Below are 9,478 nucleotides of genomic sequence, written 5' to 3'. Positions count from 1 at the left end.
GCGAGACAAGAGTGACGGGTCGGGCCTCAGGCGCACTGGCAAGAATTGATGCCCAAGTGGCTGGTTCGCTCTTGTCGCCGGACGAGGGGCGCGGCTGCCGTTTCCAGATCTCCCCGCCTCCTGGAATTCATACAACCGGATATATCGACCCTCTCTGGATGTCGGCGCGAAACCGACGACCCCGGCGCTCCACCTTTCCCACTATGGGCGGACAATTCCGTTATCTCCCTAGTAATTTCACCAAATGGCCATGGATACAGTCGTGATGACGGCAACTTCGACCGCCGCGGTCCCGCCGCTTCTCGCGCTCCAGGGAAGTCCCGGGGAATTTTCCACGGAAAGGACACGTCATGGACCGTCGAACGCGTGCGTCATGGCCGCTCGTGACCATGGACCCGGACCAGCGGCACCCACCGCGTCCCGACGGGGCCGCCGCGCCGTACCGCGACGCGGAATGCCACCCGCACCCGGTTCCGGGCATCCCGGAACTGCCGGCCGCCGTTCTCATCCCTTTCTCCGCGCATTCCGCCTCCCCCACCGCGACGACGTGCCCGCCCCGGGTGAATTCCGGGCCGCACAAGGAGATATGACACGTGAACACCACCGGACTCGATCCGCACGCGGACGAGGTGCGCACCCTCCCCGACGCCCTGCGGCTGCGCAGCGCCAAGCAGCCCGACGAGACCGCCTACGTCTTCCTGCGCGACGGCGAGGAGCCCGGGTCCGCGCTCACCTACCGCGCCCTGCACGAGGCCGCCCGCGCCCGGGCCGCCCGCTTCGCCGCGGCCGGGCTGTCCGGGGGCCGGGCCGTCCTGACCTACCCGTCCGGGTTGGAGTTCGTCCGCACCCTGCTGGGCTGCATGGACGGCCGGGTGGCCGGCGCCCCCGTGCAGGTCCCCCGGCGCCGCGAGGACGTCCGGCGGCTGCGGCGCATCGCCGACGACGCCGGTACCACCACCGTGCTGACCACCGCCGAGGTCCGCGCGGAGCTGTACGAGCGCTTCGGCGACCTGCCCGAACTGGCCGGGCTGACCCTGCTGGCCACCGACGTTCCGGACCGGGACCCGAAGACGGGCGTCCTGCCCGAGCCGCCCGGCCCCGAGGACATCGCGCTGCTCCAGTACACCTCGGGCTCCACCGGCGACCCCAAGGGCGTCATGGTCAGCCACGCCAACTTCCTGGCGAACGTGGTCGAGACGGACGAGCTGTGGCCCTGCGAGCCCGACGGCACGGTGGTGAACTGGCTGCCGCTCTTCCACGACATGGGCATGCTCTTCGGCGTCGTGCTGCCGCTGTGGTCGGGCATCCCCTCCTACCTGATGGCGCCCGAGTCCTTCATCCGCCGCCCGGCCCGCTGGCTGGAGGCCATCGCCCGGTTCGGCGGCACCCACGCCGCGGCGCCGAGCTTCGCCTACGAACTGTGCGCCCGCGCCGCCGCCGAGGGCGCGACGAGCGGCGTCGGCGACCTCTCCCGCTGGCGGGTGGCCGCCAACGGCGCCGAACCGGTGCGCCGGCGGACGATCGAGGCCTTCACCGCCGCGTTCGCGCCGCACGGCTTCCGGCCCGCCGCCATGTGCCCGGGCTACGGACTGGCGGAGAACACCCTGAAGGCGACGGGCGACCGCCAGGACCGGGAGCCCACCGTGCTGTGGGTGGACGCCGAGGCGCTGCGCGAGGGCGCCGTACGGCCCGTCGCCCGCACCGCCGGGGACGCGCTCGCGCTGGTCAGCAGCGGGAGCGCGGTCGGCACCACCCGGGTGCGGATCGTGGACCCGGACTCCCGGCTGCCGCGCCCGCCGGGCGAGGTCGGCGAGATCTGGGTCGACGGCCCCTGTGTGGCGGCTGGTTACCGCGGCCGGCCAGAGGAGAGCGAGGCCACCTTCCGGGCCCGCGTCGAGGGCGGGGACGCCCGGCCCCATCTGCGCACCGGCGACCTCGGTTTCCTGTACGCCGGCGACCTGTACGTCACCGGGCGGCTCAAGGACGTCATCATCCGCAAGGGCCGCAACCACTACCCGCAGGACATCGAGCTGTCGGCCGAACGGGCCGTGCCCGGGCTGCACCCCAACTGCGCCGCCGCGTTCTCCGTGGACGACGGCGCGCGGGAACGGCTCGTCGTCGTCCTGGAGGCGGACGGGCGGGTGCTGCGCTCGCCGGGGGCGGACGCCCTGCGGGAGCGGATCGGCGCCGCGGTCCGCGAGGACCACCGGCTGACGGCCGACGAGGTGCTCCTCGTCCGGCGCGGCGCTTTGTCCCGGACGTCGAGCGGCAAGGTGCAGCGGCGGGCGTGCCGGGCGCGTTACCTCAGCGGTGACCTCGCCGCCCTGGCGGCCGGGCGGACGCCGGCGAGTGCCGCCGGCCGTGGGCGGGAGGCGTGATGACCCGGCTCCGGCTTCCCGATCCGCACCCCGGCTCCCGCATCCTCGGCATCGGCGTGTACCGGCCGGCGCGGGTGGTGACCAACGACGAGATCTGCGCCCGGATCGACTCCAGCGACGAGTGGATCCGGCGGCGCTCCGGCATCGTCAGCCGACGCTTCGCGGGCCCGGACGAGACCGTGATCACGATGGCCGTGGAGGCCGCGCGCAAGGCCATGGCGCAGGCCGGCACCGACCCGGACGAGATCGGCATGGTGCTGGTGGCCACCATGTCCTTCCTGGAGCAGTCCCCGGCCGCCGCGCCCCGCGTCGCCCACCAGCTGGGCGCCCGGGCGGCGGCGGGCCTGGACATCGGTGCCGCCTGCTCGGGGTTCTGCTACGCGCTGGGGCTCGCCGACTCCCTGGTCCGCTCCGGGGACGCGCGCGCGGTGGTGGTGGTCGGCTCGGAACGGATGAGCGACATCGTGGACCCGCGGGACCGCGGCACCGCCTTCCTGTTCGGCGACGGCGCGGGGGCGGTCGTGGTCGGCCGGTCCGACACCCCGGGCATCGGACCGGTGGTGTGGGGCTCCGAGGGCGCCCGGCACCACATGATCGCCCATGACCGCGCCTGGCCCGCGGTGGGCGAGACGCCCCGGGCGGGTGCCGTGCTGCGCATGGCGGGCCCCGAGGTGTTCCGCTGGGCGACGCGGGTGATGCCGGAGGTGTCCCGCGAGGCGCTGCGCCGGGCGGGCCTGGACGTCCACGAGCTGGCCGCGTTCATCCCGCACCAGGCCAACGCGCGGATCGTCGACGCGGCCGCCAGGTCCCTCGGGCTCGCCCCGCACACGGTGGTGGCCAGGGACGTGGTCACTTCGGGCAACACCTCGGCCGCGTCCATCCCGCTGGCCATGGAGGAGCTGCTGGCCCGGGGCACGCTCGCCGGCGGCGGCCCGGCCCTGCTGGTCGGCTTCGGCGCGGGGCTCACCCATGCGGCACAGGTGGTGACGCTGCCCTGACCGGGCGCGCGGCCCCCGGCCGCCGGTTCGGGGGGCCGGGCGGGCGCCGCTGCCGAAGGCCGGTGCCGACCCGGTGTGTGACGCGCCGCCGGGCGTCACCGGGCGCGAACTCCGCGCGCGCACCGGGGTGTTCGCGTGAGCGAGCCGATGTCCGGTACCGGCGCCGTCACGGATCGCGGCATCCGTTAGGCTCGTGAAGAACCCCGGCGAGGAGGAGGACCGCAGATGAGCGGATCGGTGACGGCGGTCAGCAGCAACGGCACGTACTCGTTCTCCAAGCCGAACCGCGCGAGCATCACCCTGCTCACCGGGCTGGGCGTCGAGGGCGACGTGCACGCGGGCGTCACGGTCAAGCACCGCTCGCGGGTGGCGCAGGACCCCACGCAGCCGAACCTGCGCCAGGTGCACCTCATCCACGAGGAACTCTTCGACGAGGTGCGCGCGGCGGGCTTCGAGGTCGCCCCGGGCGAACTCGGCGAGAACGTCACCACCCGCGGCATCGACCTGCTCGGCCTGCCGGTCGGCACCCTGCTGCGGCTCGGCGCCGAGGCGGTGGTCGAGGTGACCGGCCTGCGCAACCCCTGCCTCCAGATCGACCACTTCCAGGACGGCCTGCTCAAGCAGGTGGTCGGCCGCGACGACCTCGGCAACATCGTCCGCAAGGCGGGGGTCATGAGCGTCGTCAGGGCGGGCGGCGTGGTCCGTCCCGGCGACCCGGTGAAGGTGGAACTCCCCGACGGCCCGCACCGCCCGCTGGACCGCGTCTGAGCCGGGAGGGCACCATGTGGCTGCGGAACGTCTCGCCGGACGACGTCGACGCCTACGTCCGCATGCGGTGCGATCCCGTCATGATGGCCGACCTCGGCGGGCCGCTGCCGCGGGCGGGGATGGCGGACAAGGTGCGCCGGGACGCCGAGGAGGCCGCGGCGGACCGCGCGTGGCTGAGGATGATCGTGCCCGACCCCGCCCGGCCCGACGTGGTGGCGGGGACGGTGACCCTGTGGTCCCATGACGCCGGGGGCGAACCGGTGTCCGAGATCGGGTGGATGGTGCTGCCCGAGTTCCAGGGCCGGGGGCTGGGCCGACGCGCCGTCCGCGCCCTGCTGGAACAGGCCCGCGACCAGGACCGCTGGGGCCTGGTGCACGCTTTCCCGGCGACCGGCAACGCGGCGTCGAACGGCATCTGCCGCTCCGTCGGCTTCCGCCTCCTCGGCCGGACCCGCACCCCCTTCGCCGGCCGCGTCCTCACCACCAACCACTGGGTCGTCGATCCGGCACGGGACCTCGCGGCACCGCCCGGACGGGACGCCCCGGACGGGTGTGGTGTTCGCGGCGCGAACCGATCGACCCCCTCACCGCCGCCCCAGGAGTGACCGCGTGACCAGCCGAGTCCTGCTCGTCTCCCCCGCCTCCGGAGAGTCGCTGCGGCAGGCCCGGTTCGACGACGGCGGACCGCTCGACGCGGGCGGCGCGGCGCGGGCCCGGGCCGCGGCCGGGTCGCTGCCCGCCGTGGCCCGGGTGCTCGTCTCCCCCGGCGTGCGCTGCCGTCAGACGGCCGCGGCCCTCGGGTTCGACCCGACGCCGGTGCCGGGGCTCGCGGGTCTGGACGCGGGGCGCTGGACGGGCCGCACGCTGGCCGAGGTCGGGGCGGCCGAGCCGGACTCGGTGGGCCGCTGGCTCACCGATCCCGGCTGCGCGCCGCACGGGGGCGAATCGGTGCGGGAGCTGTGCGCACGGGTCGCGCGCCAACTGGCCGACCTGGGGCGGATGGACGGCCGCACCCTCGCCGTGGTGGAGCCCGAGGTGGTGCGGGCGGCGGTCGTCGAGGCGCTGGGCCTGCCGGACACGGCCTTCTGGCGCCTCGACGTGCCGCCGCTGACCGCGACCGAACTCAGCGGCAGGTCAGGCCGCTGGAACCTGCGCCTGGGACGACCGCTCGGCGCGCCGGACGGCGACTGACCGGGCGGTCCGGGCCAGCGCGCCGGACGGCGACCGACCCGGGGTCCGGGTCAGCGCGCCGCCGGGACCGCTGCCGCGTCCGCGGCCCTCGTGGACCCCGGACTGAGCAGCCGCTCGGCCAACTCCCCGAAGAGCAGCCCGAATCCGGCCCACAGGACGGTCTGGATCGCCAGCGCGGAGAGCCGGAACCGCCACAGCAGGGTGGCCGGGAAGCCCTTCGGCACCTCGTCGACGGCCGGCAGGAACTGGTAGGCCAGGCCGATCACGACGACGAACGCGGCCACCGCGGCGACCGTCGCCCACCAGGTGCCGAGGGCGGGCGCGAGGCGTCTGCCCAGGAGGGTGGCGGCGATCGCCAGCAACACGCTGAGCAGCATCATCAGGAAGTACAGGCCGGTCCGCTTGCCGATGGTGTCGGCCTCGCCGACCGACGGCGGGTTGGCGGGGTACTTCAGGTAGGGGACGACGTACACGGCGAGCAGCGCGCATCCCGACAGCAGCAGGGCCGTGGCGCGGGGACCGAAGCGGCCCACGCGGCCGAGGGCGAAGCAGTAGGCGAGCGCGGCGATGCCGCCGAAGGCGACCCCGTAGACCAGGACGCCGGTGGCGAGACCGGCGGTGGATTGCAGGGAACGGGAGACGGCCGCCATCTCGTGCTCGTGGGCGTGCGCCTCCTCGAAGCCGATCGCCTTGTCGACGTCCGGTTCGCCGAGGAGGTACGCCACGATCAGGGCGAGCACGCCGGCGGCGAGGCCGGCGAGCATGCCCCGTACGAGAAGGCTCCGTACGGTGGTGGAGTTCATCTGGTCGTGGTGTCCCCGGCGTCAGTGGCAGGGGAAACCGAGCAGGTGGCGTGCGTCGTGCACCCACTCGTGGACGTCCGTGCCGTTGAACACGGAGGTGGCGCCCTGTTCGGCGCCGACGAAGTACAGCAGGACCAGCATCAGGATGCCGAAGAAGACCGCCCAGGGAGCTATCGCCTTCAGCGGAAGCTTGGCGGGCAGGGCGGGGGTGGTGGCTGTCGGCTGGGCGACGGTCTGCGCCATGGCAGGACCTCCTCGGGAGTTCGCGTCCCATATCGGTGGTGCGTTGGACGACGGCTACGGGTCTGACTCACGGGCCCTGGGGCTCGCATACAGTGGCGCGACCGTGCCGGGATCCCACCGGCTTCCGTTCTGCCGTCGTCGATTTCGGACAGACCGTATCGCGTTACCGGTCCGGGGCCAAGACCGCCCCCGCCGGACGTGATCTTCCTCTCCGGTGCGCAGGCCCCCTATCCGGCTGCGCCCAGGCCGAGTTCACGGTCGCCGAGCGGGGCGAAGAAGCGCTCCACGTCGGCGTCGGCGACCTCGGCCAGGGTCGCCGGTGACCAGCGGGGGTCGCGGTCCTTGTCGACGATCCGCGCGCGCACGCCCTCCACCAGGTCGTGGCTGCTCAGGGCGGCGCAGGAGACGCGGAACTCCTGGTCGAGGACGGCTTCCAGGGTCCCGAGCCGCCGGGCGCGGCGCACGGCGGCCAGGGTGACCTTGAGGGCGAGGGGCGAGCGGGTGAACAGGGTCTGCGCCGCCTCCTTCGCCTCGGGGCTGCCGTGGTCGAGCAGCCGCGCGATGATCTCCTCGACGGTACCGGCCGCGTAGCAGGCGTCGATCCACTCCCGCTGCTCGGCCAACTCCCCGGGCAAGGCGGGCCGTTCGTGCCGTGCGAGGGCGTCGGGCACGGGCATGACCGCCAGGTCGTCCACCAGAGCGGCGAGCGCGGCTGAGGGCACGTGATGATCGGCGAGGCCGCACAACACGGCGTCGGCAGCACCGATCTGGCTGCCCGTCAGTGCGAGATGGGTGCCCAGTTCGCCGGGGGCCCGCGCGAGCAGGTGGGTGCCGCCGACGTCCGGCACGAAACCGATGCCGGTCTCCGGCATGGCGATCCGCGAGCGCTCGGTGACGATCCGGACGCCGCCGTGCGCGGAGAGGCCCACACCGCCGCCCATCACGATGCCGTCCATCAGGGCGACGTACGGCTTGGGGTAGCGGGCGATGCGGGCGTTGAGGTGGTACTCGTCCCGCCAGAAGGCGGCCGAGGCGCTGCCGTCGCCGTACCGGGCGTCGTCGTGGATGGCGCGGATGTCACCGCCCGCGCACAGCCCGCGCTCCCCGGCGCCGAAGAGGACGACCGTCTCGACGGCGGGGTCGTGCTGCCAGGCGGCGAGCGCCGCGTCGATGCGCCGCACCATCGCGTGGTCGAGGGCGTTGAGCGCCCGGGGCCGGTTGAGGACGATGTGGCCGGCCCGGCCGGTGGTGCGCAGCAGCACGGGCGCCTCCGTGCCGCTCATCCGGGGATCTCCGTCAGATCGCGGGCCGCGATGTCGTACATGATCTGGTTCCTTCCGGGTTCCGGGGGCCGCGGGGGTCGCCGGTGATCTTCCCGCGCCCTCGCGGTCACCCTTTCACGCCCGGCGCCCACCCCGGCGGCCCGAAGAGGTACCCCGCGCGGTCGCGCCAGCGGCGGGCCCGGCGGACGTCGTGCCAGGCCGCCGCGTACTCGTGGAAGGCCACCCGCAGCGGGTTGTAGGTGCCGATGTTCTTGGTCAGGCCGTACACCACGCGCACGCCCTCCGGTTCGAAGGTGCCGAAGAGCCGGTCCCAGACGATGAGGATGCCGCCGTAATTGCGGTCCAGGTACGCGTCGTTGGAGCCGTGGTGGACCCGGTGGTGGGACGGGGTGTTGAAGAACCACTCCACCGGCCGCCACAGCCTGTCCACCCGCTCGGTGTGCAGGAAGAACTGGTAGACGAGGCTGACGGCCTGCTCGATCAGGATCATCCACGGCGGTACGCCGAGCAGCGCCAGCGGCAGCCAGAACGGCAGGCCGGTCATCGGCGTCCAGGTCTGGCGCAGGGCGGTGGAGAGGTTGAAGCGGAGACTGGAGTGGTGCACCACATGGCTCGCCCACAGCACTCGTACCCGGTGATGGGCCCGGTGGTAGGCGTAGTAGGCCAGGTCGTCGCCGAGGAACAGCAGCAGCCACGTCCAGCCCGAGCCGGGCGAGAGGTGCCAGGGGGCGGCGGTGTACGCGGCGGCGTACACCACGATCGTCGCCACCTTCCACGGCACCGCGATGACCTGGCTGCCCGCGCCCATCGACATGCTGGTGACGGTGTCGCGCAGCTCGTAGCCGCGCTCGTCGTCGTCCGGCAGGAAGCGGTACGACAGCGCCTCGACGGCGACCAGCAGCACGAACGCCGGTATCGCGTAGACCACGGCCGGGATCATCGCCGTACCCCCTCGCACCCGCGCGGCGCGCTGGGCACGCTGCGGGTCAGCAGCTCGCGCGCCAGTTCCTCGGCCGCCCCGGCCTCGCGGGCCGCGATGTGCGCGGCCAGCCGCCGGTGGGCCTCCACGTCGAGGATCTCCGCGGCCCCGAGGTCGGCGGGCACGTCCGCGACCGGGATCATGCCGTCCACCAGGCTGTTGAAGGCCAGCAGATAGGCGATGTTCCCGGAACCCTCGATGATCAGTCGCCACCAGGCGACATAGGTGCCGTCCAGCTCGGTCAGGTCGGGGCCGGTGTGCGCGTGCCGCTCGGCGGCCGCGGTGATCTCGGCGGCGGTGCGCGCGGAGCAGCGCAGGGCGCACAGCCGGGCCGCGTCGGCGCCGATGCAGGCCCGCATCTCCAGGGCGTCGCGGGCGATGTCCTGCACGGTGGGGCCGGTGTCGGCCGCGGCGATGCCCACGGCGAGATCGAGCCCGGCGGTGCGCCGCCAGTCCAGCACCTGGGTGCGGCCGCCGTGGCTGACCTCGACCAGTCGTGCCTGCTGGAGGCGTTTGACGGCCTCCCGTACGGCGTGCCGGTTCACTCCGAAACCGGCCGCCAGTTCCCGCTCGGGGGTGAGCGCGGCGCCGGCCGGCAGCTCGCCCCCGAGAATCCTGTCCCGCAGCACGGCGAAGAGCTGGTCGGAGACCGCCTCGCGCCGTATGTGTCCCTCAGCCATGGCGTTCAGGGTGGACGCGCCTTGGTGCAGTGGTCAACTGGTTGGACCAGTATTTCCGCGCCGGGCCGGGAAGATGTCGGCGTTCGTCCGGACTCGTCAACCCGCCTGCGTCACCCGGGTGTTGGGCCCTCGCCCCCGGGCCGCCGCCCGCGTCC

The 9,478-nt window shown here is 73.8% G+C and carries 10 protein-coding genes; 5 read left to right on the top strand and 5 right to left on the bottom strand.

The window, feature by feature from the left end; translation table 11 throughout:
* Positions 1-593 precede the first annotated feature (593 nt).
* The 5 genes from FRZ03_RS00350 to FRZ03_RS00330 all read left to right on the top strand — a co-directional run bounded on the left by FRZ03_RS00350 (position 594) and on the right by FRZ03_RS00330 (position 5,335).
* On the top strand, positions 594-2,378 hold the full coding sequence (locus tag FRZ03_RS00350) for a fatty acyl-AMP ligase (protein WP_261398438.1): 1,785 nt from the start codon (positions 594-596) through the stop codon (positions 2,376-2,378).
* The gene (locus FRZ03_RS00345; protein ID WP_398659402.1) at positions 2,375-3,376 is read left to right on the top strand and encodes a beta-ketoacyl-ACP synthase III; all 1,002 of its coding nucleotides are present in this window, start codon (positions 2,375-2,377) and stop codon (positions 3,374-3,376) included. The genes FRZ03_RS00350 and FRZ03_RS00345 overlap by 4 nt, the downstream gene beginning before the upstream one ends.
* Before the next feature lie 225 nt (positions 3,377-3,601).
* On the top strand, positions 3,602-4,144 hold the full coding sequence (locus FRZ03_RS00340) for an MOSC domain-containing protein (protein WP_186785195.1): 543 nt from the start codon (positions 3,602-3,604) through the stop codon (positions 4,142-4,144).
* Between the two features lie 14 nt (positions 4,145-4,158).
* Complete coding sequence (locus FRZ03_RS00335; RefSeq protein ID WP_146462966.1) at positions 4,159-4,749, top strand: GNAT family N-acetyltransferase; 591 nt, start codon at positions 4,159-4,161, stop codon at positions 4,747-4,749.
* A 4-nt stretch (positions 4,750-4,753) separates the two neighbouring features.
* On the top strand, positions 4,754-5,335 hold the full coding sequence (locus FRZ03_RS00330) for a histidine phosphatase family protein (RefSeq protein ID WP_146462965.1): 582 nt from the start codon (positions 4,754-4,756) through the stop codon (positions 5,333-5,335).
* Between the two features lie 50 nt (positions 5,336-5,385).
* Here the strand turns inward: FRZ03_RS00330 and FRZ03_RS00325 are convergent, their stop codons facing one another.
* From FRZ03_RS00325 to FRZ03_RS00305, 5 genes are all read right to left on the bottom strand, one after another.
* Positions 5,386-6,138 carry a CbtA family protein gene (locus FRZ03_RS00325; protein WP_146462964.1) on the bottom strand — a complete coding sequence of 251 codons (753 nt, stop codon included), beginning with the start codon at positions 6,136-6,138 and terminating at the stop codon, positions 5,386-5,388.
* 21 nt (positions 6,139-6,159) lie between these two features.
* Entirely contained in the window at positions 6,160-6,381 is a 222-nt protein-coding gene (locus FRZ03_RS00320) for a CbtB domain-containing protein (protein ID WP_146462963.1), read from the bottom strand.
* Between the two features lie 227 nt (positions 6,382-6,608).
* Positions 6,609-7,664, bottom strand: coding sequence for an enoyl-CoA hydratase/isomerase family protein (locus FRZ03_RS00315; protein ID WP_146462962.1), 1,056 nt, complete (start codon positions 7,662-7,664; stop codon positions 6,609-6,611).
* A 106-nt stretch (positions 7,665-7,770) separates the two neighbouring features.
* Positions 7,771-8,604, bottom strand: coding sequence for a sterol desaturase family protein (locus FRZ03_RS00310; protein ID WP_146462961.1), 834 nt, complete (start codon positions 8,602-8,604; stop codon positions 7,771-7,773).
* Entirely contained in the window at positions 8,601-9,323 is a 723-nt protein-coding gene (locus FRZ03_RS00305) for a FadR/GntR family transcriptional regulator (RefSeq protein ID WP_146462960.1), read from the bottom strand. The genes FRZ03_RS00310 and FRZ03_RS00305 overlap by 4 nt, the downstream gene beginning before the upstream one ends.
* Positions 9,324-9,478 lie beyond the last annotated feature (155 nt).

Source organism: Streptomyces misionensis (assembly GCF_007896895.1).
Lineage (GTDB): Bacteria > Actinomycetota > Actinomycetes > Streptomycetales > Streptomycetaceae > Streptomyces > Streptomyces misionensis_A.
Note: the sequence above shows the minus strand (reverse complement) of the source record. Positions and strands in the feature narration are given on the sequence as shown.

Excerpts from the sequence above, each read along its gene's own strand:
- FRZ03_RS00325 (WP_146462964.1), bottom strand. The coding sequence starts at position 6,138 with ATGAACTCCACCACCGTACGGAGCCTTCTCGTACGGGGCATGCTCGCC.
- FRZ03_RS00335 (WP_146462966.1), top strand. The coding sequence starts at position 4,159 with ATGTGGCTGCGGAACGTCTCGCCGGACGACGTCGACGCCTACGTCCGC.
- FRZ03_RS00305 (WP_146462960.1), bottom strand. The coding sequence starts at position 9,323 with ATGGCTGAGGGACACATACGGCGCGAGGCGGTCTCCGACCAGCTCTTC.
- FRZ03_RS00320 (WP_146462963.1), bottom strand. The coding sequence starts at position 6,381 with ATGGCGCAGACCGTCGCCCAGCCGACAGCCACCACCCCCGCCCTGCCC.
- FRZ03_RS00340 (WP_186785195.1), top strand. The coding sequence starts at position 3,602 with ATGAGCGGATCGGTGACGGCGGTCAGCAGCAACGGCACGTACTCGTTC.
- FRZ03_RS00315 (WP_146462962.1), bottom strand. The coding sequence starts at position 7,664 with ATGAGCGGCACGGAGGCGCCCGTGCTGCTGCGCACCACCGGCCGGGCC.
- FRZ03_RS00310 (WP_146462961.1), bottom strand. The coding sequence starts at position 8,604 with ATGATCCCGGCCGTGGTCTACGCGATACCGGCGTTCGTGCTGCTGGTC.